18 protein-coding genes, 1 other RNA gene and 2 pseudogenes are annotated in these 24128 nt (G+C 63.9%); 10 read left to right on the plus strand and 11 right to left on the minus strand.

Going from position 1 to position 24128, the window contains the following annotated elements; all coding sequences use genetic code 11:
* Nucleotides 1-417 precede the first annotated feature (417 nt).
* A complete protein-coding gene (locus tag FJ964_RS30505) occupies nt 418-5157 on the plus strand; it encodes an autotransporter domain-containing protein (protein ID WP_140554430.1) in 4740 nt (1579 codons plus the stop codon).
* A gap of 216 nt (nt 5158-5373) precedes the next feature.
* Here FJ964_RS30505 and FJ964_RS30510 read toward each other — a convergent pair.
* Nucleotides 5374-6177: pseudogene (locus FJ964_RS30510) on the minus strand (Dyp-type peroxidase); the annotation flags it as partial.
* A 223-nt stretch (nt 6178-6400) separates the two neighbouring features.
* Here FJ964_RS30510 and FJ964_RS30515 point away from each other — a divergent pair.
* Nucleotides 6401-10273 (plus strand): AsmA family protein, encoded by a 3873-nt coding sequence (locus FJ964_RS30515; protein ID WP_140554432.1) that lies wholly within the window; start codon nt 6401-6403, stop codon nt 10271-10273.
* Nucleotides 10274-10311: 38 nt separating this feature from the next.
* On the opposite strand, the gene FJ964_RS30520 is transcribed toward FJ964_RS30515, so the two are convergent.
* From FJ964_RS30520 to FJ964_RS30535, 4 genes are all read right to left on the minus strand, one after another.
* Nucleotides 10312-11199 (minus strand): sigma-70 family RNA polymerase sigma factor, encoded by an 888-nt coding sequence (locus tag FJ964_RS30520; protein WP_140554434.1) that lies wholly within the window; start codon nt 11197-11199, stop codon nt 10312-10314.
* A gap of 31 nt (nt 11200-11230) precedes the next feature.
* Nucleotides 11231-11536, minus strand: a complete 306-nt coding sequence (locus tag FJ964_RS30525; protein ID WP_140554435.1) for a hypothetical protein — start codon at nt 11534-11536, stop codon at nt 11231-11233.
* A 263-nt stretch (nt 11537-11799) separates the two neighbouring features.
* Nucleotides 11800-12045 (minus strand): DUF982 domain-containing protein, encoded by a 246-nt coding sequence (locus FJ964_RS30530; RefSeq protein ID WP_140554437.1) that lies wholly within the window; start codon nt 12043-12045, stop codon nt 11800-11802.
* Between the two features lie 33 nt (nt 12046-12078).
* A complete protein-coding gene (locus tag FJ964_RS30535) occupies nt 12079-12531 on the minus strand; it encodes a MarR family winged helix-turn-helix transcriptional regulator (RefSeq protein WP_140554438.1) in 453 nt (150 codons plus the stop codon).
* A 148-nt stretch (nt 12532-12679) separates the two neighbouring features.
* On the opposite strand from FJ964_RS30535, the gene FJ964_RS30540 reads away from it, so the two are divergent.
* Nucleotides 12680-14473 carry a chloride channel protein gene (locus tag FJ964_RS30540; RefSeq protein WP_140554440.1) on the plus strand — a complete coding sequence of 598 codons (1794 nt, stop codon included), beginning with the start codon at nt 12680-12682 and terminating at the stop codon, nt 14471-14473.
* Between the two features lie 12 nt (nt 14474-14485).
* On the opposite strand, the gene FJ964_RS30545 is transcribed toward FJ964_RS30540, so the two are convergent.
* The 4 genes from FJ964_RS30545 to FJ964_RS30560 form a co-directional block, all read right to left on the minus strand.
* Nucleotides 14486-14707 (minus strand): ribbon-helix-helix domain-containing protein, encoded by a 222-nt coding sequence (locus tag FJ964_RS30545; protein WP_140554441.1) that lies wholly within the window; start codon nt 14705-14707, stop codon nt 14486-14488.
* 7 nt (nt 14708-14714) lie between these two features.
* A complete protein-coding gene (locus FJ964_RS30550; protein ID WP_140554443.1) occupies nt 14715-14912 on the minus strand; it encodes a DUF4169 family protein in 198 nt (65 codons plus the stop codon).
* Between the two features lie 18 nt (nt 14913-14930).
* Nucleotides 14931-15464, minus strand: a complete 534-nt coding sequence (locus tag FJ964_RS30555; RefSeq protein WP_140554444.1) for an SspB family protein — start codon at nt 15462-15464, stop codon at nt 14931-14933.
* Between the two features lie 133 nt (nt 15465-15597).
* A complete protein-coding gene (locus FJ964_RS30560) occupies nt 15598-16287 on the minus strand; it encodes a TetR/AcrR family transcriptional regulator (RefSeq protein ID WP_140554446.1) in 690 nt (229 codons plus the stop codon).
* A 185-nt stretch (nt 16288-16472) separates the two neighbouring features.
* Here FJ964_RS30560 and FJ964_RS30565 point away from each other — a divergent pair.
* Nucleotides 16473-17677 (plus strand): annotated as a pseudogene (locus tag FJ964_RS30565) (multidrug effflux MFS transporter).
* Nucleotides 17678-17725: 48 nt separating this feature from the next.
* Here FJ964_RS30565 and FJ964_RS30570 read toward each other — a convergent pair.
* Both FJ964_RS30570 and ssrA read right to left on the minus strand, forming a co-directional pair.
* Nucleotides 17726-18277 (minus strand): AAA family ATPase, encoded by a 552-nt coding sequence (locus FJ964_RS30570; RefSeq protein ID WP_140554447.1) that lies wholly within the window; start codon nt 18275-18277, stop codon nt 17726-17728.
* Between the two features lie 113 nt (nt 18278-18390).
* Nucleotides 18391-18751, minus strand: a transfer-messenger RNA (tmRNA) gene (gene ssrA / locus FJ964_RS30575).
* A gap of 168 nt (nt 18752-18919) precedes the next feature.
* Between ssrA and FJ964_RS30580 the strand changes: the two genes are divergently transcribed.
* From FJ964_RS30580 to FJ964_RS30605, 6 genes are all read left to right on the plus strand, one after another.
* A complete protein-coding gene (locus FJ964_RS30580) occupies nt 18920-19231 on the plus strand; it encodes a DUF2853 family protein (RefSeq protein WP_140554449.1) in 312 nt (103 codons plus the stop codon).
* 336 nt (nt 19232-19567) lie between these two features.
* A complete protein-coding gene (locus FJ964_RS30585; protein ID WP_140554450.1) occupies nt 19568-20362 on the plus strand; it encodes a thymidylate synthase in 795 nt (264 codons plus the stop codon).
* A 680-nt stretch (nt 20363-21042) separates the two neighbouring features.
* The gene (modA, locus tag FJ964_RS30590) at nt 21043-21837 is read left to right on the plus strand and encodes a molybdate ABC transporter substrate-binding protein (RefSeq protein WP_140554452.1); all 795 of its coding nucleotides are present in this window, start codon (nt 21043-21045) and stop codon (nt 21835-21837) included.
* 15 nt (nt 21838-21852) lie between these two features.
* The gene (modB, locus tag FJ964_RS30595; RefSeq protein ID WP_140554453.1) at nt 21853-22557 is read left to right on the plus strand and encodes a molybdate ABC transporter permease subunit; all 705 of its coding nucleotides are present in this window, start codon (nt 21853-21855) and stop codon (nt 22555-22557) included.
* Nucleotides 22554-23666: a molybdenum ABC transporter ATP-binding protein gene (modC, locus tag FJ964_RS30600; protein ID WP_140554455.1), complete on the plus strand. Its 1113-nt coding sequence runs from the start codon at nt 22554-22556 to the stop codon at nt 23664-23666. Before modB ends, modC begins: the two co-directional genes overlap by 4 nt.
* Before the next feature lie 92 nt (nt 23667-23758).
* Nucleotides 23759-24100 carry a winged helix-turn-helix domain-containing protein gene (locus FJ964_RS30605; RefSeq protein ID WP_140554456.1) on the plus strand — a complete coding sequence of 114 codons (342 nt, stop codon included), beginning with the start codon at nt 23759-23761 and terminating at the stop codon, nt 24098-24100.
* Nucleotides 24101-24128: the final 28 nt, after the last annotated feature.

Genomic DNA, 24128 nt, shown 5'->3' on the forward strand with positions numbered 1-24128 from the left:
GGCGGTGCCGGTGGTAGCGAGACCGGGGCCGAGGTTCCAGGCGGCCTTGGTGGAACCGCTGTTAGCCCTAACGGTCAGCCGGGCCAAAATGCGACTTCCATTTGGGGCGGTGGCAGCGGTGGCGGCGGTGGCTACAACGGGAATGGCCCCGGAACGGCAACGATTTCCAATGCCGGGATAGCGACCGGCGGAAACGGCGGAAACGGCGGCGACGGCAGCAATGCGCCAAGCGGGGCGGGCGGTGGCGGCGGTGGCGGTGCCGGAGGATACGGCTCCGTCGCGCTCGGACCTGGGATCAGCATCAATTCCGGGACGATTAACGGCGGAGCCGGAGGCAATGGTGGGACGTCGGGCATCTATCTTGGTCTCCCTTACCCCGACTCCGGTGGCTTCGGTGGCGACGGCGGCGGAGGTGTGTTGTTCACCGCTCCCGGAGCCGTATTCACCAACAGCGGCGGCACGGTCACAGGCGGCAGGGGCGGCGATGGCGGATCGGCGGGCGTTGTTGGTGCCACTCCGGGAGCGGCTGGGACTGGTGGCATAGGCGTCCATTTCATGGACAGCGGCGAGTTGCACAACAATGGTCTAATTTCCGGCGGAGATGGCGGCTCCAGCCACGGTACCGGCGGCAATGGCGGCACAGGCGTGTTTTTCGCCAACGGAGGCACGCTGGATAACAGCGGGACGATTATCGGCGGCGGCGGCACCGTCAGCGGCGGCACCGCTGGCGCGGGCGGAGCCGGTGTCGTTGGCTCGAACCTGGCGATCATCAACAGCGGCGCTATATCGGGGCAACTTGACGGCCCTGGTGCCGTTCGGGCCAACGCCATCACCTTCACCGGCGGCAGCAATGTGTTGGAGTTGCAGGCCGGCTCCGTCATCAACGGCAATGTGGCAGGCACCGGCTCGGATACGTTCCGGCTCGGCGGCAGCACCAATGGGAATTTCGATGTCTCCGGGGTCGGCGCGGCGGCACAATATCAAGGCTTCTCGACCTTCGAGAAAACCGGCGCCTCCAACTGGACGCTGGGGGGCATCGGGAGCCAGAACTGGGCGATCAGTGAAGGAACCCTCACCGGCAACACCGATAGCATGGGCGGCGACCTGACCTTCGCGACCGGAGCCGGTGTGCGCGACGTCGTCTTCGCCCAGGCCACGTCCGGAACCTATTCCGGGACCATATCGGGAGACGGCAGTTTCACCAAGTCAAACGGCGGCGTCCTCACCCTGTCAGGCGTACAGGGCTACACAGGAGGAACGACCCTCTCGGGAGGCGCAATTCGGATGGGTGCGGCCAACGCGCTCGCATCCTCGTCCGGCGTTCAGCTGATCATAGGCACCTGGGACCTTGGCGGCTTCGATCAGACCATCAAGGGCTTGGCCGGGAATGCCGGGACGAACATCGCTCTCGGCACAGCGACCCTGACCGTCGACAATACAGGGAGTAACAGCTTTGGGGGCACGGTGTCCGGCTCAGGTGGCCTGACCAAGACCGGGGCAGCCATTCTCCAACTGGAGGGGGCCAACACCTATTCAGGTGCGACGAATATCGAACACGGCCTTATGCTTGTTGCCGCTGGCGGATCCCTCCAGAATTCCTCTGCCATCAACATCTCCAACGGTGCCCAATTCGGCGTCTTTGCGGCCGACGCCCTGTCTCCCACGGCGGCTGTCAACCTGACCGGAGCCGGGTCGGAGTTTCAGGCGATCACCGACCAGCAGATCGGCTCGCTCGCTGGCGCTGCGGGCACGCGCATATGGCTCAACCCAGGTGTGACGCTGACGACGGGTGGGAACAACACGAGCACCACTTTCGCGGGCGATATCGGCTATAGCGGCGTGGGCTCGCTGACAAAGGTTGGTACAGGCACCTTCACCCTGTCCGGCGCCAACAGCTACACCGGCGCCACGACGGTCAGCGGTGGTTCGCTGATCGTCAACGGCTCGATCGCGGCGTCTTCGCTGACAACGGTGGAGGCCGGCGGCACGCTGGCCGGCAGTGGCACGGTCGGCAACGCCGATATCTACGGCACGCTGTCGGCGGGCAACAGCCCCGGCACGTTGACGTTCGCCGGCGACCTGGCGCTGAACGCGGGTTCGACCTCAGTGTTCGAACTCGGCGCACCGGGCGTGGCGGGCGGCGCATCCAACGATCTGGTGACTGTGACCGGCAACCTTGCGCTCGGCGGTACGCTCGACGCGCACGTGGCGGCGGCGGGTTATTACAGGCTGTTCAACTACGGCGGTACGCTGTCGGGCTCGTTCGCCAGCGGTACACTCACCGGCACCGGCGGCTTCACGCCGCTTTCTCCCAACAATCCCGATATCCGGACGAATATCGTCCATCAGGTCAATCTATCGGTGCTCGGCACCGGGCAGACCATGCAGTTCTGGGATGGCGGCGATCCTGTCGCCGACGGCACGATCGATGGCGGCACCGGAGCGTGGCAGAGTTTCGCGACCAACTGGACGAACGACACCGGCAGCGCCAATGGCGGCTGGGGCGGTTCGGTCGGCGTGTTCGCGGGCAGCGCCGGCACGGTGACGGTCGACGGGACGCAAGGCTTCGATACGCTGCAGTTTTCGACTGACGGCTACACATTGACCGGCGGCTCGCTGGCGCTTGACCCGGCAAGCGGCTCGGCCGGCACCTTCAACATCGACAACGGCGTGACCACAACCGTCGGCTCGACCATCGTCGATGGTATGGGCAATACGCTCAAGAAGGTCGGCGGCGGCCAGCTGACGCTCAGCGGTGCCAACACCTATACAGGCGGCACGCAGCTTCTGGGCGGCGTTCTTTCCGTTTCCTCGGACGCCAATCTCGGCGCGACCTCGGGCGCGCTGACCATCGACGGCGGCACTCTACGGGTGAGCGGGGCGACATTCAATTCCACTGAACGTAACATCGTCCTGGGCCCCGACGGCGGTGGCTTCGATATCGCCGATCCTGGCAATGTCTTCACGATTTCGCAGAGCGTCACCGGTTCCGGCGGCCTGACCAAGACCGGTGCGGGCGCACTTATGCTCTCGGCCGCCAACGACTATAGCGGCGGCACCACGGTTTCGCAGGGGTTCACGTTCGCCTCCGTGACGGGGGCCTACGGCACGGGACCGATCAGTGTCGATGCCATCAGCGCGGGTTCCGCGAACCTCGGGTTCATCAATTCGGCGAACGCCGGGACGGCGGCGATCTACGTCGCCAATTCGCGCAGCGCTTTATTCTTTAACGACAGCGCATCCGCTGGTAGCGCCACAATCGACAACAATGGTGCGATCTTCTTCGGTTTTAGCAGCACCGCCGACGCTGCGACGATCGTCAACAAGGCCGGCGGGCGGGTGGATATCTCCGGCCTGACAAGCAGCGGTATCGGTATCGGTTCGCTGTCGGGCGACGGCGATATCCTTCTCGGATCGAAGGTGCTGACGCTCGGCAGCCTTGCAACGAACGAGACGATCGGCGGCGTCATCCAGGACGGAACGGCAGGCACAGGCGGCTCGCTCATCAAGACCGGCTCGGGCACGCTGACGCTGAACGGCGTAAACACCTTTACCGGTGGCACGATGGTCGATGCAGGCAAGCTGGTTGTCGGCGACAGCAGCCATGCGAGCGCGACCCTGGGAGATGTCACGCTCGCCACGGGGGGCATCCTGGGCGGCATTGGCGCGATCGGCAACACGATGATCGGTTCGGGCGGTACGCTGGCGCCGGGCAATTCGATCGGCACGATCAACGTCGCTGGCAGTGTCGCCTTCGGCCCAGGTTCGGTCTACGAGGTCGAGACCGATGCGGACGGGCGATCGGACAGGACCGTCGCCACCGGCACGGCAACCATCAATGGCGGCACGGTGAAGGTCATGGCCGGGGCGGGCAGCTATGCTCCACAGACCGACTACACCATCCTGACCGCCAATGGCGGGCGCACAGGCACCTTTGCCGGCATCACCTCCAACCTCGCCTTTCTCGATCCCTCGCTCGGCTATGACGCCAACAACGTCTATCTGACGATGAGGCGCAACGATGCGAGCTTCTCCAGTATCGGCCAGACCTTCAACCAGAAGGCCACCGGCGGCGGTGCCGAGAGCACGGGGGCCGTTTCGCCCATCTACAGCGCCATTGCAGACCTCAGCGCCGACCAGGCCCGCGCCGCCCTCGACTCCCTCTCGGGCGAGATCCATGCCTCGGTGAAGTCGGCGCTGATCGAGGACAGCCATTTCGTGCGCGATGCCGTTAATGACCGCATCCGCTCGGCGTTCGGCGATGCCACGGGCACAGATATGCCCCTGCTCGCCTATGGGCCGGACGACGCGCGACCGGCCTCGGCCGACAGCAGCGCCACGGTCGCCTGGGGCCAAGCTTTCGGGACCTGGGGCTCCTTCGACGGCGATGGCAACGCGGCGGGCATGGATAGCTCCACCGGTGGCTTCCTGACCGGCATTGACGGCACTATCGCTGCGAACATCCGGCTAGGGCTGCTTGCCGGCTACAGCCATTCCTCTTTTGATGTCGACGACCGCGCCTCATCCGGTTCGAGCGAGAATTACCATCTTGGGCTTTACGGCGGCGGCAAGTGGAACGCACTGCGCCTCACCGGCGGCATCGCCTATACATGGCATGATATCGAGACGAACCGTTTGGTGGCCTTTCCTGGCCTCAGCGAGAGCCTGACAGGGGACTACAGTGCCGGCACCTTCCAGGCCTTCGGCGAGACCGGCTACAAGATCGACACGGGCGCCGTCTCCTTCGAGCCCTTTGCCAATCTCGCCTATGTCAGCCTGCACACAGATGGCTTCAGGGAAAAAGGCGGCGCCGCGGCACTTGATGTCCGCAGCGCAACAACCGACGCCACCTTCACCACGCTCGGCGTCCACGTCTCGTCGGCCTTTACGTTCAGCGGCATGAAGGCGACCGCCAGCGGCACGCTCGGCTGGAGACACGCTTTCGGCGACACCACTCCGCTGGCTTCCGTTGCATTTGCTGGTGGCTCATCATTCACCGTCGCCGGCGTGCCAATCGCCGAGGATGCGGCCGTTCTCGAAGCCGGGCTCGACTTCGCTATCAGCGACAGCGCCACGCTTGGCATCTCCTATACCGGCCAGTTCGCCAGCCAAGCACACGACCACGGCGCAAAGGCAAACCTTAGCGTGAGGTTCTGAAACGAAAAAGGCCCGCCCCGGCGAACCGCAGCGGGCGCTGTCTAGGCGGTACTAGGAACCTATCCGCAACCGCATATTGGCATGTGGGCGAGGCTTATTTCAGACGCCTCGCAACACGCCGCGCTTGGTGAGGCTGAGTTTCCCAAAAAAATAAGAGGCAGGCAAGTGAGCTTGTTATCAGTGGGCAATCGTCAACCGTCTACTCGTTCGTTAGCTAGAATAGCCGATGAAGTAGGTGCCGAATTCCCGTTGCCCCGGCCGGCCGAACGGCATGTTGTCGCGCAATATGTCATGTTCGGTGCCGTCGGCATCCTCGATGGTGGCGAGCGACTTGTGCGATTTGCGCGGCGCTTCGTCATCGTCGATTTCGATGTTGTCGATCTTGGTTCGGCCGATGATCGCCTCCTGCACGGGCGTGGGGATTCGCGCCCACGCCTGTAGATCGTGCAGGTATTTTTGAACGACGACATAGCTGCCGCCGGTAAAATCAGGATCTTCGTCGCCAACGAGCGCCGAGGCGGGCAGATCGAGGCCGGTTGGGTTGGCTGTGCCGTCGACGAAACCGAGCAGGTCGCGGGCATCGAAATAACGGAAGCCCGAGACTTCGTCGACGACGGTCACGCCGGGACCAAGCCTGTCCAGCAGGATACGCTCGAACTCGAAGCACATGTCGGGCCGCTCGGAGCGGATATGGAAGAGAAGGTCGCCGGGCGTCGTCGGCGCGGCGTGAACCGCTCCCTTGATCGGTGCGAACGGCTTCAACTCCGCCGGCCGCCGGCCGGGGCTGAGCCGATCCCAGAGATCGCGGCCGATCCCGGCAATGCACGACAGGCGGCCGCCGAGGTCGCGGAACCCGACAGTCTTGACCAGGTCATCAAGGTCGCCGAGCACGGAACAAACCCCGGCGAGAACCGGCTGTTCATCGGCTATGGTGACGACAAGGAAAATCGCCGATTGCGAAAGCGGCGCGTCGACGCTCTGCGCATCGATCGGCACACGGTCCCAGTTCTTCCCCGACATCCCAATTCTCCGCTTTTCCAGGATTCTTTCAGACGATCCCGGATCGGAAAACGCCGCGGCCGGAACAGGGCGAGCACGCCCAAAGCAGGGTATCGCGACTACGAGCGACCGCGCAACATGGAACGCCGTCCATGGTTGTCGCCGACGACGATCGAATTGCCTCTTTATCGACACGCGGATGCGGGTAGAGTGCGGCTGATTTCAACCAAACCGTTCGGAGCTGATGCTCGCACGCCTGTTCGTGATCTTCGGTGGCCTGTTCGTGCTGGTGCTGTGCGCGGCGCTGGTGGGGCCGTATTTTGTCGACTGGTCCGGCTATCGAGCGCAGTTCGAGCGCGAAGCGAGCGCCATTCTCGGCCGCAAGGTGACCGTGCAGGGCGACGCCACGGCGCGCTTGTTGCCGTTTCCGTCGGTGACCTTCTCCAATGTCGCCGTTGCCGGCGGCCCCGCCGGCCAGCCGGCGATGACCGTCGAGACGTTTTCGATGGATGCGGAACTGGCGCCGTTCCTGCGTGGCGAGGTGCTGATCTTCGACATGCGGCTGGTGCGGCCGAAAGCGACAATCGACATCGCCGCCAATGGCACTGTCGACTGGGCGATGCGGCCGTCCTCGCCCTTCAACCTCAACCAGATCTCGATCGAGAAGCTGACGGTGACGGAAGGGCAGATCGAGTTGCGTCATGCCGCCGGCGGACGCAGCCACATCATGTCCGAGATCAATTCGACCATCTCGGCCAAATCGCTGGCGGGCCCATGGCGCATGGATGGCACGCTGAGGTTCGACGGCCTGCGCACGACGGTTGCCGCCACCACCGGCAAGGTCGAAGGCAATGGCCAGATGCGGTTTCGGCTCAAGGCCGATCCCGACGCCTATCCGCTGGTCATCGAAACCGACGGCAATGCCGGCATCGTCAACGGCGCCGCCATCTACTCCGGACAGTTCAAGATTTCTGGCGCCGACAAGAACTCGGCCCAGTTGCGTGGCACCGATGGCGAGACGGTGAAGGTCACCACCGGCAAGTCCGATCCCGGCTTTCGGGTCAACGGCAAATTCGCGCTCGATCACCAGAAGCTCGGCATCGATGAATTCCGCTTCGAGACCGGGCCGCTGGACAACCCCTATACCGCCGACGGCAAGGCCTCGGTTGATCTTGGCCAGAAGCCGAGCTTCGCCATCGAGGCCAATGGCGCGCAGGTGCAGTTCGACGAGGCCGTGGGTGCGGCGGCGGGCGCCGGCCTGACACTGGATCAGCGCATTGCCGGACTGGAACAGGCCTTGCTCGACCTGCCCAAGCCGACCATTCCCGGAACGGTCGAGGTCAGGTTGCCGGCCGTGGTGGCCGGCGACACCACGGTTCGCGACGTTCATCTTTCCGCCGAGCCGGTCGATGGCGGCTGGTCGGTGAAATCGCTCGCCGCGACACTGCCCGGCCGCGCCACGCTGGAAGCCGACGGCCTGCTCAGCGTCGAGAACCATTTCGGCTTCACCGGTTCGCTGCTGCTGGCCGTGGCGCAGCCTTCCGGCTTCGCCGCCTGGTTGTCGAAGGACGTCGACGAGGCGATCCGGCGCCTGCCCGCCGCCGGCTTCCGGGCCAAGGTCGATCTCTCCGAAAAGCGCCAAGCCTTCAGCGATCTCGAACTGGTCCTGGGCAAGGCGACGTTTTCCGGCCGCATCGACTCCAGCCAGCCCGACGACGCCAGGCCCTCGGTGCTGATGCGGCTGGAAGGTGGCGATCTCGATGTCGACGGGCTGGCGGCTTTCGTCTCGATCTTCATCAGCGACAAGGGCGCCAACCGATTTGCCGACCGCGATCTCGATTTCCAGATCAAGGCGGGACCGGTCAGCGCCGGAGGCTTGACCGCCGATACGGTTGACACAGCGCTCAGGCTGCGCGACGGGCTGCTTGAGATCGACCGACTGTCGGTGGGCGGGCTGGCTGGCGCGTCGATCAGCGCCACCGGCCGGATCAAGGATTTTCCGGCGAGTCCGACCGGCAAGCTTGACGCCTCCGTGGTCGCCGTAGACCTGAAGCCACTGATCGACGTGGCGGCGCAGCACTATGCCGACAATGCCGTGCTCAAGGGACTGGCAAGCCGCGCCGCTGCCTATCCCGACCTGTTCCAGGATTCACGCGTCGATCTTGTGGTGAGTGCCGCCGACAATGGCGACGGCACAACGGGGCTTGCGGTGAGCGGGCAAGGCAAGGCCGGCGGATCGTCCTTTTCCGCCTCACTGTCGGGGAAGGGAGCGGTCGACAAGCTTCTTGAAGCGCCTGTGGCGCTGACCTTCAATGCCAGGAACCCCGACGCCACCGCGCTGCTGGCACTTTACGGCTTGCCGGCGCTGCCGCTCGGCATGCTCGGCGAGGCAAGCACCGACATCCAGGCCAAGGGCACACTGGGCGGCGGCCTGGCGACGAGCTTCAGCCTTGCCGGCAACGACTTTAATGCCGGTTTCGACGGCACCGTAGCCGACACACCGCAAGGTCCGGTCGCAAAGGGCAAGGTCAGCCTCGATGCGGCCGACATCGAGCCCTGGTTGATGACATCAGGCATGAGCCTGCCAGGCATGGGAACAGGCATGTCGACGTCGCTCACCGCGCAGGCCGATTACGGCAACGGCCTACTGGTGCTCTCCGGCCTCAATGCCGCCATCAACGAAGCTGCGGTTTCGGGTGACGTGAATATCGACGTCAAGGAGGGGATCGACGGCAAGGATGGCGTGCCGCATCTGGCCGGCGCGCTGTCGCTCGACGAACTCGATCTCGACCCGATGGCGGTGGCGCTGTTCGGCGATTCCGCGTTCACGGACAAGAGCGGAGACAATAAAGGCGGTGTGTGGCCGTCGGCTCCGTTCAGCCAGAAATCCAGCCTTCCGTTCACGGCCGATCTCGACTTGACCACGGCTTCCCTTGCCGCAGGACCATTCGCGACCGCCTATGACGCAGCCTTGTCGCTGAAGCTCGACCAGGAAGGCATCCGCGTGTCCGATCTCAAGGCCAAGTTCCTTGGGGGTGCGCTTACCGGCCTGTTCGAATTGAAGAACAATGACGGCACCGGGCTTTTCACCGGCCAGATGAAGCTCGCGGACGCCGATCTGCCAGCCGTGCTGCCGGATGCCGGCATCGATGGCAAGGGGGATGTCTCGGCGGCGTTTTCGACAAGCGGCAAATCGGTCGACGCGATGATCGCCGCTCTGTCGGGTTCGGGCACGGCGGCGCTGAAGGGCGTCACGGTCGCCGGCGTCAATCCCGATGCGTTCAGCACTTTCCTCGCCAAGGCGGACGCGATCGGGCGCGATATCGATGCAGCCAAGATAGCCGGCTTCGCCCCTGCTATCGCGGCAGATGGCAGTTTCGCGGCAAAGGATGCCGAAATCGCCTTCACCATTGCAGGCGGCACGCTGCGGGCGCCGCCGATCAGCCTCGAAAATCCTTCGGCGACCTTGTCCGCCGACATCACGGCAGATCTCAACGCCGATATGGTCTCCGCCAAGGGTGCGGTCACCTACCGGCCTGGCGACGAGGCGCTCGTCGGTTCCGAACCGGCGATGAATTTCAGCGCCGAGGGGCCGTTCGGTGCCGTCAAACGGCAGTTCGACAGCGAACCGCTGGCGCAGTTCCTGATACAGCGCGCGCTGGAGAAGGAGCAGCAGCGGGTCGAGGCGATGCAGGCCGCGTTGCTGGAGAAGCAGCGGCTGCGGCGCGAGGTGCGCTACTACGCTGCGTTGCAGGACCAGCGCGACAAGGCGGCCGAGGAGCTGCGACGGCAACAGGAGGCGGCGCGCCTGAAGGCCGAGGCCGACGCAAAGGCGAAAGCCGAGGCGGAAGCACAGGCGCAGGCCGAAGCAGAGGCCAAGGCCAAGGCGGATGCCGAGGCAAAAGCCAAAGCCGAGGCGGATGCCAAGGCAAAGGCCGAAGAGGCGATGCGGACCGCCTCGCAGGAGAAGGCAAGGATGGAAGCGGAGCGCAAGGGCACCGAGCAGGCGCCGACGCCGGAACCGGCGGCACCGCCGGTGGCCAATGACAATCCGCCTCCGGCCAAACCGCAGTTCAATCCGTCTACGATCGACAATTTGCTGAAGTCTTTGCAGTAGGGCAGTAGGGCAGTAGGGAGGGGATTTCCCTCAATCGCTCAAAGAGCGAGCAGCTCGGCGCTTTCGGCGACGTAGCGGGCGTGGCGAAAATCGCGGATGGCGGCAAGCTTGCCGTCCTGCCAGACCAGCAGGATGAAATAGGCTGGTCGCGCAGCCGGATCGTTGCCGTCGTGAACGAGGACCACCGGCCTGTCCTCGACGAATCCCGGCACAAAACGCCAATCGTGGGCGCGGGAATAGTTGTGGAAATAGGTGGCCACTTCCTTGGGTCCGGTAAACCGCGTCCTGGCCACCAGCTCGAGGCGAACTTCATCGGCGAGCATGTCGCGCACGGCGTCGAAATCGCGGGCGTTGAAGCGATCGATATAGGCTTCGAGCAACAGGCGTCCGGAGACGCTCAGCCTGGGAACCGGCCGATCGTCGGGCTCGGCGGCGAGCTGGCGCAAACGGCCCCGGCCACGATGCAGCGCCGCCTTGACGGCGGGGATGCTGGTGTCCAGCGCGGTGCTGATCTCTTGCAGGGAATAACCCAGAACGTCCATCATGATGACGCTGCTGCGCTGCGCGACGGGCAGGCGCATGAAGGTGTGCAGGCCGGCGGCAGCGGCCTGACGGTCGAAGGTGGCGTTGGCCGGGTCGACGATCATGTCCGGATCCTCATCGGAAAAGGCCTTTTCGCGGGCTCGCCGGCGCAGGAAATCGAGTGCCGTGTTGTGCGCGATGCGAAACAGCCAGCCCTCCGGATTTGCGATCTGGCCGGCGTTCGGCAAAGCCTCGAACGCCTTGGCCAGCGCTTCCTGCAACACGTCCTCGCCGTCGAAGACGGAACCTGTCATGCGCGCACAATAGCGGTGCAGCTTTGGGCGCAATTCCCCAAACAGGCGTTCGATGAGCGCGCGGTGCTCGCCAGGAATGAGGATGTTCATACGCCCGCCGTTCTCTACATCGCTTGACCGCCTACTGGTCCAGCATCCGGTAACTGCCCACCACCGTCATCGCCTCGCGATGCGGAGGGTCGATGCAGCGATCCCTGATGCCGTTCTGAAAAGTCTCGAACGCCGCCAGCCCGGGAAGGGTGCCGGCCTGCTCCTCGGTTGCCGCTTCGACCAGATGGAAGAAGGTACCGTCGCTGGACCGCCATGTCATGTAGCGGAACCCTTCGGGCGATTTATCCCGCAATTCCTGGAACACGGCCTTGACCAGCCTCTCGTTCTCGTCGGCCAACTCGGGTTTCGTCCTGTAACGTATCAAATGGTGTTTCATCTTGTCCGGTCCTCTGGCGGCGCTGCACCTTGCAGGTCGCTCATGTCCAAGACGAAGCGGCGGAGCCAAAGGATTCGGGGGTTCCGGAATTTCTTATGCGCCCGTCATGCCCCTTCTTCCCGGTGGTAGTCGGGCTTCGCAAGTTAAATGGACGACGGCGCGTTGCTGACGGCTGTCGCGATCTATCGTGCGCTCTCCGTCGATCGACGACGGTATGTCATGCGTCCGGTTGCGCCGAGAAGGCCACAGGCCATGCGCGGCAGTTATTCGACCAGAATGCGCGCTTCCCTCGCGGCTTCGACAAAAGCATCCCTGGCGATGTCGGCCGATACGCCGCCGTTCATTGCCTGCCGGCACGCCCGCAGCGCAGCCTTGTGCTTGATGCTTCCCGCATCGCGCCAGTGATTGGCAAGAAGGTCGAGAGCTTGTTCGGCATTGGACAGATTGCGAACGTCGCCAGTAACGCCTGTGGAAACCGGGACTGCCTTGGAAAACCAGATGTTGTACATGGCATAGCCTCCATTCAGCTAGGTTACGAAAACTTATTTCTGGAGCGTATCTCGATCCTTTCGGGCGAGCACGCTCCTCAGCATGGGTTCGATGCGCGAAAGCTCGTCGAGATGCGCGGCCGACAAGTCGGCGAGGCAGGCGTCGGCCCGCTCGGTCAGTTGCAGCAGCACCTTACGCTGGTCGTCCTTGTCCTGATCCCTGACGACCAGACCGGCCTCGCACAGGCGGTTGACGAGTTCGACGGCGCTATGGTGGCGGATTCGCAAGCGTTCGGCGAGGTCGCCTATGGCTACCGGGCCTCCGCCCGGAAAACCCTTGATGGCGAGCAGCGCCTGATGTTGGCGCGGCGTCAAACCGGCGTCTTCGGCCTGTAGCTGGCTGAATTCCAGGAAGCGGCGGATCAGATAGCGGAACTCCGACAGCCGCTGGTAGTCGGCCTGGCTGATGGCGGGGCGGGGTTTTTGCGGATGCGACATATCAGACATGTGTTGCCGTTTCGGCCAAAGCTCAAACGATTTCGGGCCAGGCCCGCTTGAATATTTATATCGTATTACGATACATAGCCGCCGGCAAAGCCGTTTTGAAGGTTTGCCGATCCTCCAACAGCGACACGCCACGGAAAGCAGGCAGGCAATGAAGACCGAACAGGGCAGTCCCGGACATCTGCGCGATTTCACCACCGACGCCAGGGTGTTGCTGATCGCGGGCATCGCGGTGGTGGTGGCGACGGCCGGGCTGTTTGCCGGCATCATTCTGCTGAAATTGATCCGGCTCGCCACCAACGTCGCCTATTTCGGTCAGTTCACGCTCGCCGACCTGAAGCTGGAGGACACGCCGCTCGGTTATGCCGCCGTCGCAGTGCCGGTGATCGGCGCACTCATCATCGGCCTGATGGCGCGCTACGGCAGCGAGAAGATCCGTGGCCACGGCATTCCCGAAGCTATCGAAGCGATCCTGCTCGGGCGCTCGCGCCTGGACGCCAAGGTCGCAGTGCTGAAGCCGCTGTCGTCGGCGATCTCGATCGGCTCCGGCGGACCGTTCGGCGCTGAGGGCCCAATCATCATGACCGGCGGCGCCATCGGCTCGCTGATCGCGCAGATGCTGCCGGTCAGCGACAATGAGCGCAAGACGCTGCTGGTGGCGGGCGCCGCTGCGGGCATGACCACCGTGTTCGGAACGCCGATCGCCGCCATCATGCTGGCGGTGGAGCTGCTTCTGTTCGAATGGACGCCGCGCAGCTTCATTCCGGTGGCGGTCGCTGCCATCGTGGCGGAGGTCGAGCGCACCATGCTGCACATGCCGGGACCGATCTTTCCGTTTCAGGGCGGCATGGCGATTTCCTTTGCCGGTCTTGGCGGCTGGGTTCTGATCGGCGTTGCCGCCGGCCTCCTGTCTGCCTTGCTGACGCAGATGGTCTATGCCTGCGAGGACGGTTTCCAGAAGCTGCCGATCCACTGGATGTGGTGGCCGATGCTCGGCGGTCTCGTCGTCGGCATTGGCGGCCTGATCGAGCCGCAGGCGCTCGGCGTCGGCTACGACAACATATCCAACATGCTGGACGGCCGTACGATCGCGACGGCGGCACTCCTCCTGTTGGTCGTTAAGGCCGTCATCTGGTCGGTGGCGCTGGGCTCGGGAACCTCGGGCGGCGTGCTGGCGCCACTGCTGATCATGGGCGGCGCGATGGGCGCGGTGCTGGCTGGCTTCCTGCCGGCGGCCGATCCCGGCTTCTGGGCGCTGCTGGCGATGGCGGCGACCATGGGCGGCACGATGCGCGCGCCGCTGACGGCGACCTTCTTCGCGGTCGAATTGACCGGCAACACACATGTGCTGGTACCGCTGATCGCGGCCTGCGCCGCCGCCCATGCGGTGACGGTGTTGTTGATGAAACGTTCCATCCTGACCGAGAAGATCGCCAGGCGAGGGCATCATCTGGTGCGCGAATACCGGGTCGATCCGTTCGCGCTGACCAGGGTGAACGAAGTGATGACCACGCAGGTCCAGAGCGTGCCGGCGACGATGACGCTGCATGGCGCAGCGGCGTTCCTGACCGCGCCGGAGACGCGTCATCCGAGCTTCCCGGTCATTGACGGCAACAGGCAGGTGCTCGGTCTCATCGACCCGCCGGCGATCCTGCGCTGGCGGCGCGCCGGCAAGCACCGCACGACGACGCTTGGCGACTTGCTGGCCGGTAGCAAGGTGACGCTTGCCTATCCCGATGAATATCTGGAAGGCTTGTCGGACAAGCTCTTGATGGCCAACGTGTCGCATCTGCCGGTCGTGGCGCGCGACGACGGAACGCTGGTCGGTTACGTCGGCTGGAAGGACCTGATGCGCGTCAGGTCCAGAAAGCAGGCGGAAGAGCGCGATCGCACGGCCCTGCTGGGGTTCGGCACCCGCCGCGGGAAACAGGAAAGCGCTGTCTGACGGAGCCCGGCATCAGGCGCGGCCGCGCTTCGCCCAGGCCAGTACATGGATCCGAAGCGCCGAGGACAGATTGGTGTCGCGCGGCCGGGTTTCGTCGACTTCCGCGACCAGCGCGGCAAGGGTCAGATTGCGCGCGACGGCGATGGCGACAAGGTCGTCAAAAAAAGGCTTTTCGAGTGAATAGCTGGTGCGGTGGCCGCGGATCGTCACCGAGCGTTTTTCGACCGGGCTCACCTGAAGCTCATTTGGGGTCCGGATCGGGCGACGGTTGACGCCGATGGCCCGCGACGAAGGACTCGGCCTTCTCGGCAGCCAGGCGATCGCGTTCCTTCTCTGCCCAGGAGCGGCCGTACAGGGCGCGGTTCTGGCTGGCAGTGCGCTCCTTCTCCAGCCTTGCCTTCTGCTTGCGGGCCTGGCGCAGATTGAGGATGTCGGCCATGACGCGCGACCCGAAGGCTTATTTCTTGCGGAAGGCGTCGAGCGAGACGACTTCGGCGCCCTTGGCGGCATCGGCATCGGCCGCCTTCTTCTCGGGTTCGGCGGTCTTCTTCTCCGCCTTCGGCTTCTTCTCGGTGACGATGGCGAGCGGTTCGGGTGCCGGCTGGGAAGCCAGCTCGTCATCTGACTGGCCTTCGGTCTTGACGTCGAATTCGAGTTCGAAGTTGACCGACGGATCGTAGAAACCGCGCACGGCCGAGAACGGGATTTCGAGTTTTTCCGGCACGTCCGAGAAGGAGAGCCCGACCTCGAAACCGGTCTCGGTGACCTTCAGGTCCCAATACTGGAACTGGATGACGATGGTCATCTGCTCCGGATAGCGCTCGCGCAGCCGCGACGACACGCGCACGCCCGGCGCGCCGGTCAGGAAAGTGATGAAGAAATGATGGTTGCCGGGGAGGCCGGTGCGCGCGACCTCGGCCAGGACCTTGCGCATGACGCCGCGCAACGCCTCCTGGGCCAGAATGTCGTAGCGGATGTGGTCGTCGGCCATGTGGCGGTCGGGTTCCGTTGAATCGTCCGCATAGCTGTAATCAAGCTTGAGCGCGGCGTAAACCGCATATAGACCGCCGCCGCGCGGAAGCGAGGACGATTGCCGAGATTTGATCGCGCGTCACCCGCAAATGTCACGCGTTCGCGAGCGCGGCGTGTTTCTTGACGCTGGCCGCGGAGGGGCGCTTGCCGAAAGCGCGCAGGAAGGTGCGCACGCCATTTGTCGCCGATTGCACAACCTCGTCCTCGGCCGGAGTGCCGCCGAGCATGAAGGTCGTCTGCAATTCAGCATTGACGAGGCCGAGGAACTGCCGCGCCGCGACGTCGGGATCGTCGATCGCGAGGTAACCGCCATAAGCAAGGCGGGCGAAGCGGGCGGCGATTGCCGGCCAGGTCCGCCCCGGGCCCTGTTCGCGCCATTCGGCGAACAGTTCGGGATAGCGTTCGCCTTCGGTCTGGATCAGCTTGCGCAGGAATTTTCCGTCGCGGTTGCAGATGCAGTTTTGGTTCAGGCGCACGGCGAAGCCGATCAGATCCGCTTCAAGATCCCTCGGCTGATCCGGGAACGTGGCGATGGTGGCGAAGATGCCGGCATTGCAGCGCTCGGTGAGGTCGCGGACCACGGCGATGAAGAGCTTCTCCTTGTCGCCATGGTGGTTATAGACGGTCTGGCGCGAGACACCCGCCTCGGCAGCAATCAGGTCGATGTTGGCGCCGGCAAAGCCCTCGCGGCAGAACACGGAAGCGGCGGCGTCGACCACCGAGATGCGCTTGGCCTCGTGGCTGCGTGGCGGGAAACTGTCAGGAGAAACGCCCGGTCTCATGAAAATCTATATAGAGGTGATTGACGATTTAGACAAGACTGTCTAAATTTGTGGACACGGTATAAGGGGTTCACCTCTGGACGGGCGAACAATTCGCTCTCGGAGAGTCGGAATCCCACGGGATGGAACGTCCTGGGTGAGACGTCGCCGTGCGGCGGCAACCAGATTCGAAAGAAGCCTTTATCATGAGTCCTAAATTCCTCCGCATCGCGGTCGTGCTTGGCCTGTTGTCCGCCATCGGCCCTTTCGCCATCGATATGTATCTGCCCGCATTGCCGTCGATCGGCGCTGATCTCAACGCCGGCACCGCAGCCGTGCAGATGAGCCTTTTGATCTTCTTCCTGTCGATGGGCTTCGGCCAGATCGTCGTCGGGCCGATCTCCGATATGGTCGGACGCAAGCTGCCGCTTTATGGCGGTCTTGCACTGTTCATGGTCGGCGGCATCGGTTCGGCATTGGCGCCGACCATCGAATGGCTGATCGCCTTCCGTTTCCTGCAGGGCCTTGGCGCCAGCGCCGGCATGGCCATTCCGCGCGCGATCGTGCGCGACCTGCACACCGGCAATGAAGCAGCCAAGCTGATTCGTTGCTGATGCTGGTGTTCTCGGTGTCGCCGATCCTGGCGCCGCTGACCGGCAGCCAGATCATCGAGAGTTTCGGCTGGCGCGCCGTGTTCTGGACCGTGACGGCCGCGGCGGTGCTCGCAACCATCCTGCTCGCGACCTCGCTCAAGGAGACGCGGCCGGTTGAGGAACGCGCCGGCTCTTCCTTCGGCACCGCCCTTGCGGGCTACCGTTTCCTGATGGGCGACCGCAATTTCCTCGGCCTGGTGGCGATCGCGGGCTTCGGCATTGCGAGCTTTTTCGTCTATCTGTCGAGCTCGTCCTTCATCCTGATCGACCATTACGGCCTGTCGCCTTCGGTCTATAGCGTGTTCTTCTCGATCAATGCCGTCGCCTTCATCGGCATGTCGCAGCTCACAGGCCTGCTTTCCGAGCGTTTCGGGCTCAAGCGCGTGGTGTGGGTGGCGGTGACCGGCTACGCCACGACGATGGTGGCACTGTTCGCGATCATGGCTTCCGGCGTGGACCGGCTGGATGTGATGGCGGCGCTGCTGTTCGTCGGCTACGGCTTCCTCGGCCTGGTCATTCCGACCACCTCGGTGCTGGCCATGGAAGAGCATGGCGAGATCGCCGGCACGGCTTCGGCGCTGATGGGCACGCTGCACTTCGCCATCGGCGCGCTCGCCATGGGTGTCGCAGGCATCTTCTTCGACGGCACGCCGCTGCCGATGGTCGCCGGCATCACGCTCTGCGCGGTGATTTCGTTCACGCTGGCCAAGGTCACGCTCGGCCGCTCGCGCGGGGCGGTCGAGGCGCCGGCGGAGTAATCAATCGCCAACAGATGGAAAAAAAGGCCGGGTCGATCCCGGCCTTTTTCACGCCAATCGCGTTTCGGCCAGCACGAATTTCAGCCTGGCGTCGACCGGTGCCAGAGGCAGCGGTACCAGTTCATAGCCGAGTTCGGTGTAGATGCCGACCAGTGCCCGATAGGTGCGCTCGGCTTCGTCCAGGGTTTGCTTGCGCTCTTCATCCTGAGCGAAGATTTCGGGCCAGGGCGGGGCAACGAAGACACGGGGGTTGTAGCGGAAGCGCTTCGCTGCAAGGCCGACGTGCCCGGGCACGGGCAGGCCGCTGAGGCGGAGATAGCCCAGCGTGTCGGGCACGCCACGATCGAAGAAGACCGGTCCTTCCTGGTCGATCGCGGCCTGGTATGAGCGCATCTCCCAAGACAGCATCAATTCGGCAAACAATGTGCGATCGTTCCAGGGCAAGGCAGGGCCGCCAATGGCGGACTGGTCGCGAATGATGCCGCGCCCGGCCTCGACCGAGGTGGCGAAGCCTTTTTGCCGCAAGGCTTCGATCAGGGTGGTCTTGCCGGAGCCCGGACCTCCGGTCAGCACGATGAATCGGTCGGAATTGTTTTGCATTTTTTACCCGTGTCGAAGGAGGCACGCGGCTCCGCTGCGTCGCCTCCCACGGCCGAACGAAGTCCGGCCGGCGCGAGGGTGCCGTTGCGCGTGATGCAGATGAAAGAGGGGGAAGTGGAGGTTTCTGTTGCCAGGTACCTCCGAACCCCGCCTAGAAGTGCGAACCCCTAGGGCTTGATTTGAAGCTATCGCACTGCATTAAGCAGCGAGACGTGCTTCCGCATAGTTGTCGTTGGCAACTATAAGTTTAGCCCGATGACGGTGGTACAATGCCGGGCAAAAGTACGATCTTTACACCTTCGTCGATCCTATTTCGCCCCCAGCAAAAGCCGCTCCGTCTTTCAGAGCGGTTTTTGGTGGAGGCGCCGGGTACCGCCCCCGGGTCCGAACGGCTTATTTCATCGCCAGTTTATCGCCATAGTCGGGCAAGCCGACCAAGCGAATATAGGGGGCCATCGCCAGAAATGAAAGACCGCAATCGTGCTTTGTCCCTGTGTCAAAATGCGACGCGGCAGGGTTGACTTGGGAACGGTCTCAACCGAAGCTTTGCCGCGGTGAGGAGTTACCGACCGAGCGCACGAGTTGCGGAGCGCGCCACAGCCCTCATCGATCGGATCCGTGGCGCCGACGAGGGGAATTTTGATGGCCGACTATCTTGCAGACGTGAAGAAATACGACGCCGCGGCGAGTGCCGAAACTGTCGAGAAGATCGTCAAGCATCTGGGCATCGCGCTCAGGAACCGCGATTCCTCGCTGGTGTCCTGCACCGATCCCAAGGAGCTCGAGCGCGTCCGGGAAAACTGGGTCGGCAAGAAGCTCGGCGTCGCCGATGCGGCGAAGGCAGATGCTGCGATCGAGAAGACCTGCAAGGCGATGGCCGCAGACAACACCAAGAATCGGGTGACTTTTTACTACCTCGTTGCCAAGGACCTGGGAAAGCTCGGTTCGCTCTGACGGGTCGCTGCGATTTGCAAGGCTGGCAGCAGGCGGTCTGATTTTTAACTTGCCGGCGTCGGCGCCGCCCGTCATTGCCCTGCATGGCATTTCTCTCCGTATCGGGAGAAATGGGCAGCCACAGCACTGGCGCTAATCTCGCAACGCTGGCGATTGGCGAATCGTCCACGACGGCACTCCTCTCCCTGGCATACGGGAGAGGATGCTGGCACGCAGGTGACGGGCAGCGCCAACGGCCGGAAGGGTGGTAGGGCAAGCAACGTTCGCGCCGCTTTGTGGTATTCGGTCACCTGTGTATCGGTTATGATGACGAAATAACCGAATCGAGCCGAACCGATGCGCCAGTATCTCGACCTTTTGCAGCACGTGCTGGACCACGGCGCCGACCGCGGCGACCGCACCGGCACGGGAACGCGCTCCGTCTTCGGCTACCAGATGCGCTTCGACCTGGCGCGCGGCTTTCCCGTCACCACCACAAAGAAGCTGCACCTAAAGTCGATCATTCATGAGCTGCTGTGGTTCCTGGCCGGCGAAACCAATACCAAATATCTTACCGACCATGGCGTTTCCATCTGGGACGAGTGGGCTGACGAGAATGGCGATCTGGGCCCCGTCTACGGCAAGCAGTGGCGTTCCTGGCCGGACGGCCATGGCGGGTCGATCGACCAGATAACCAATCTTCTGAAGGAGATACGCCGCAATCCTCAATCGCGGCGGCTAATCGTTTCGGCCTGGAATCCGGCCGAGGTGGAGGCGATGGCGCTGCCGCCATGCCATTGCCTGTTCCAGTTCTACGTCTCGGAAGGCCGGCTTTCCTGCCAGCTTTACCAGCGTTCGGGCGACATCTTCCTCGGCGTGCCGTTCAACATCGCCTCCTACGCCCTGCTGACGCTGATGGTGGCGCAGGTGACCGGCCTGAAGCCCGGCGACTTCGTCCATACGCTCGGCGACGCGCATCTTTATTCGAATCATTTCGAGCAGGCACGCGAGCAGTTGCGGCGCACGCCGAGAGCGCTGCCGACCATGTGGATCAACCCTGAAGTGAAGGATCTCTTCGCCTTCCGCTTCGAGGATTTCCGGCTGGAAAACTATGTCGCCGACGCGACGATCAAGGCGCCGATCGCGGTCTGAACCGCCTGCGCAGTCGTTGCCGGCCTGATGTCTCGCGGCCGTGGCGATGGCCTCGCCGATACGTCGTTTTGATATCTTTTCGACGAGATCGGTCGACCTTACCCTCAGGGCAGGAGATTTCCGGGGGAGGCGTCCATGCGACTGCCAGCAGCGGTATTTGCGCTCGTCTTTGTCTTCGCGTTCAATGCCCACGCATTTGCCGAGTGCGGGTGTGAATGCATCAACAACAGCATGAAGCCGTTCTGCGATGATCCAGCTGCGAAGCTGCCGAACTGTCCGCGCGCGACTTGCAAGCCCGCTGACGCGGAGGGGAATGACCTTCCCGCAAGCGCCATATCAAGCGAGACGCGGTATGTCTGCAAAGTGCGGATGGTGAAGACGCCGGAAGGCTTGTTTCGACACACACTTACCTGCATTTAGACATTGCCTCGCCTCTCCCAATAGATCGCGGCGGCGGCAGCTTTGAAGGCACAGTCTACACGCCGATCAACCGTACCAATGCATGTCGCCCAAAAGTCTTGTTCTGCCTTCGCTGTATCCGTGCTGGTCTACCGCAGGTCGCGATGACGCTGCGTATTCAATGGCGACGCTGGGCGAAAGACCTTTCCTTGTTATATTCATCCGGATATATCGGATGGCAGACTTCGAGCCGGGCCGAATGTCAACTCAGGGAGAGTTTCATGACGCGCAAGGGTTTTGCAGTGGCGGCGGTCGCCATTGGCGGCTTCGCGGCGGCGTGGACGGCAGCAGTGTCGGCGGCTCGCGCGCAAGACCAGGTGGTGGTGTTTGCGGCCGCCAGCCTCAAGGACGCGCTCGACGCGGTCAACAAAGCCTGCGCGGCTGATGTCGGCGAAGCGGCGACCATCTCCTACGCAGCGAGTTCGGCGCTCGCCAGACAGATCGAAAGCGGCGCGCCGGCGGACGTCTTCATCTCGGCCGATCTCGACTGGATGAAGTATCTTTCCGACAGGAAGCTGACCAAGCCCGATACCGAAGTGAAGCTGCTCGGCAACCAGATCGTGCTGGTGGCGCCGAAGGATTCGGCCGTTGAAGCCAAGATCGAAAAGGGTTTTGATCTGGCCAGGCTGGTCGGCGACGGCAAGCTCGCCATGGGCGACTTCAAGGCTGTGCCGGCCGGCAAATACGGCAAGGCCGCCCTTGAATCGCTCGGCGTCTGGTCCTCGGTCGAGGGCAAGGTGGCGCAGGCCGAGAATGTGCGTGCGGCACTCAAGCTGGTCTCGACGGGCGAAGCGGCTCTCGGCATCGTCTACGCCACGGACGCGCATGCCGAAAAGGGCGTCAAGGTGGTTGGTGTTTTCCCCGAGGATTCGCATCCGCCGATCATCTATCCGGTTGCCCAGACCGCGGATTCGAAGGACAAGGACACGCCTGCCTTCCTGAAGTGCCTGCGGACGGCAAAGGCATCGGATCTATTCAAGGAGCAGGGTTTCACGGTCCTTGCGCCCGTCAACTAGGATAGCCACCTGCGCATGAACTGGCTGCTGGACCTCACTCCCGACGAATGGAATGCGGTCCGGCTGTCCATCAAGGTGGCGACAGTGGCGATGATCGCCAGCCTGCCGCCGGGCATAGCGATAGCGCTGCTCCTGGCGCGCGGCCGTTTCTGGGGCAAGACGCTGCTCAACGGGGTGGTGCATCTGCCGCTGATCCTGCCGCCCGTGGTGACCGGCTATCTCCTGCTTCTGACCTTCGGCAAGCGCGGGCCGGCCGGCGCATTCCTGGCCGAGCATTTCGGCATCGTCTTTTCCTTTCGCTGGACGGGTGCGGCTCTTGCCTGCGGCGTCATGGGTTTTCCGCTGATGGTGCGGGCCATCCGATTGTCGATCGAGGCCGTCGACCGCAAGATGGAGGCGGCGGCCGGAACGCTCGGCGCCAGCCCGCCATGGGTGTTCGGCACCATCACCTTGCCGCTGATCCTGCCCGGGCTGATCGCCGGCGCCATCCTCTCCTTCGCCAAGGCGATGGGCGAGTTCGGAGCGACGATCACCTTCGTCTCCAACATCCCGAACGAGACGCAGACGCTGCCGTCGGCAATCTACACGTTCACGCAGGTGCCGGGCGGCGATGCCGGCGCGCTTCGGCTGACGCTGATCTCGATCGTCATCTCGATGGCCGCCCTGGTGGCCTCGGAAGTGTTGGCGCGGCGCGTCGGTCGGCGGATGGACATCGAATGACGGTCCTTGTCGACATCCGCCATCGGCTCGGCGATTTCCCCCTCGACATCCGCTTCGAGAGCGCCGGGCGGCTGACGGCGCTGTTCGGGCCCTCCGGTTCGGGCAAGACCACGCTGATCAATATGATTGCCGGGCTGATCCGGCCCGACCAGGGACGCATAGAAGTCGATGGCCGTGTGCTGGTCGACACGGCCAAGGGCATTTTCGTGCCGAAGCACAGGCGCCGGATCGGCATGGTGTTCCAGGACGCGCGCCTGTTTCCGCATATGAGCGTAGCGAGCAATTTGCGTTATGGCCGCTGGTTCACGCCGGCAGCGGAGCGTTATGCCGAGATCGACGCCGTCGTCGAATTGCTCGGCATCGAGCCGCTGCTGCCGCGGCGGCCGGCAAAGCTCTCGGGCGGCGAGAGACAGCGCGTCGCGATCGGCCGGGCGCTGCTCGCCAGCCCCCGGCTGTTGCTGATGGACGAGCCGCTGGCCTCGCTCGACGAGGCGCGCAAGGCCGAAATCCTGCCCTATGTCGAGCGGCTGCGCGACGAGACGAAGATCCCGATCGTCTATGTCAGCCATTCGATCGCCGAGGTGGCGCGGTTGGCGAGCGACGTGGTGATGCTGGCGCAAGGCAAGGTTGCTGCCAGTGGCCCGACCACGGCTGTCATGCAACGGCCGGACCTTCTGCCGGCGGAGGAGCGCGGCGAGGGCGGCGCGGTGCTGGACACCAGCGTACTTCATCATGACGAGGTTTTCGGCATGACGGTGCTTGGCTCGAATGCCGGCGAGATACGCGTGCCCAAGCTGGCGGCGATGGTGGGCGCGCCGGTGCGTGTCCGCGTCCGCGCCCGCGACGTCATGATCGCCACCGAGCGGCCGTCGGGTCTCAGCGCGCTCAACATCCTGGCCGGCACGATCGTCGCGATCAGGCCGGGCGAGGGGCCGACGGTCGAGATCGGCATCGACTGCAACGGCGCGACCGTGCTGGCACGGGTCACCGAACAATCGCGGCAGGTTCTGAAGCTGCGGCTCGGCGGACAGGTCTTCGCCGTGATCAAGACGGTGAGTTTCGACCAGGCAAACACCGGGGGCGGGCTCCCCGCGCAGGCGGACGGCTGAAACGACGAGCGGGTCTCTGCGCTATATCGATTTGGAATAGCGAGGCCGCCAGGGACGCTCTAACATGGCGGGCGTGATCGCGGAGGAAGAAAATGCCGTCGCTAAGCTTGCGGATAAACCTCGACCCCGACGGGCGCATCGGGCCGGGCAAGATCGAATTACTAGAGCAAATCGCCGCCTTCGGTTCGATCTCGGCCGCCGCGCGCGGCATGGAGATGTCCTACAAGCATGCCTGGGACCTGGTCGAGGACATGAACCGGGTGTTCGGCAAGCCGCTGGTGGCCGCGCAGACCGGCGGCCGCAAGGGCGGCGGCGCGCAACTGACGGCGGTGGGCCTGGCCGTGGTCAGCCGTTTCCGCGCCATCGAACGCGCGGCGGCTTCGGCGGCCGCCACACATATGGAGGCGTTGCAGGCGGAGATTGAGGCGGGGTAGGAATTGGGCGGTAGGGGAGTAGGGGAGT

Origin of the sequence: Mesorhizobium sp. B2-3-2, assembly GCF_006442295.1 — a bacterium.
In the GTDB taxonomy this organism is placed as follows: domain Bacteria; phylum Pseudomonadota; class Alphaproteobacteria; order Rhizobiales; family Rhizobiaceae; genus Mesorhizobium.

Excerpts from the sequence above, each read along its gene's own strand:
- FJ964_RS30515 (WP_140554432.1), top strand. The coding sequence starts at position 6,401 with ATGCTCGCACGCCTGTTCGTGATCTTCGGTGGCCTGTTCGTGCTGGTG.
- modA (WP_140554452.1), top strand. The coding sequence starts at position 21,043 with ATGACGCGCAAGGGTTTTGCAGTGGCGGCGGTCGCCATTGGCGGCTTC.
- FJ964_RS30540 (WP_140554440.1), top strand. The coding sequence starts at position 12,680 with ATGAAGACCGAACAGGGCAGTCCCGGACATCTGCGCGATTTCACCACC.
- FJ964_RS30550 (WP_140554443.1), bottom strand. The coding sequence starts at position 14,912 with ATGGCCGACATCCTCAATCTGCGCCAGGCCCGCAAGCAGAAGGCAAGG.
- FJ964_RS30585 (WP_140554450.1), top strand. The coding sequence starts at position 19,568 with ATGCGCCAGTATCTCGACCTTTTGCAGCACGTGCTGGACCACGGCGCC.
- FJ964_RS30525 (WP_140554435.1), bottom strand. The coding sequence starts at position 11,536 with ATGAAACACCATTTGATACGTTACAGGACGAAACCCGAGTTGGCCGAC.
- FJ964_RS30555 (WP_140554444.1), bottom strand. The coding sequence starts at position 15,464 with ATGGCCGACGACCACATCCGCTACGACATTCTGGCCCAGGAGGCGTTG.
- FJ964_RS30530 (WP_140554437.1), bottom strand. The coding sequence starts at position 12,045 with ATGTACAACATCTGGTTTTCCAAGGCAGTCCCGGTTTCCACAGGCGTT.
- FJ964_RS30560 (WP_140554446.1), bottom strand. The coding sequence starts at position 16,287 with ATGAGACCGGGCGTTTCTCCTGACAGTTTCCCGCCACGCAGCCACGAG.
- modC (WP_140554455.1), top strand. The coding sequence starts at position 22,554 with ATGACGGTCCTTGTCGACATCCGCCATCGGCTCGGCGATTTCCCCCTC.
- FJ964_RS30520 (WP_140554434.1), bottom strand. The coding sequence starts at position 11,199 with ATGAACATCCTCATTCCTGGCGAGCACCGCGCGCTCATCGAACGCCTG.
- FJ964_RS30605 (WP_140554456.1), top strand. The coding sequence starts at position 23,759 with ATGCCGTCGCTAAGCTTGCGGATAAACCTCGACCCCGACGGGCGCATC.
- FJ964_RS30580 (WP_140554449.1), top strand. The coding sequence starts at position 18,920 with ATGGCCGACTATCTTGCAGACGTGAAGAAATACGACGCCGCGGCGAGT.
- modB (WP_140554453.1), top strand. The coding sequence starts at position 21,853 with ATGAACTGGCTGCTGGACCTCACTCCCGACGAATGGAATGCGGTCCGG.
- FJ964_RS30535 (WP_140554438.1), bottom strand. The coding sequence starts at position 12,531 with ATGTCTGATATGTCGCATCCGCAAAAACCCCGCCCCGCCATCAGCCAG.
- FJ964_RS30570 (WP_140554447.1), bottom strand. The coding sequence starts at position 18,277 with ATGCAAAACAATTCCGACCGATTCATCGTGCTGACCGGAGGTCCGGGC.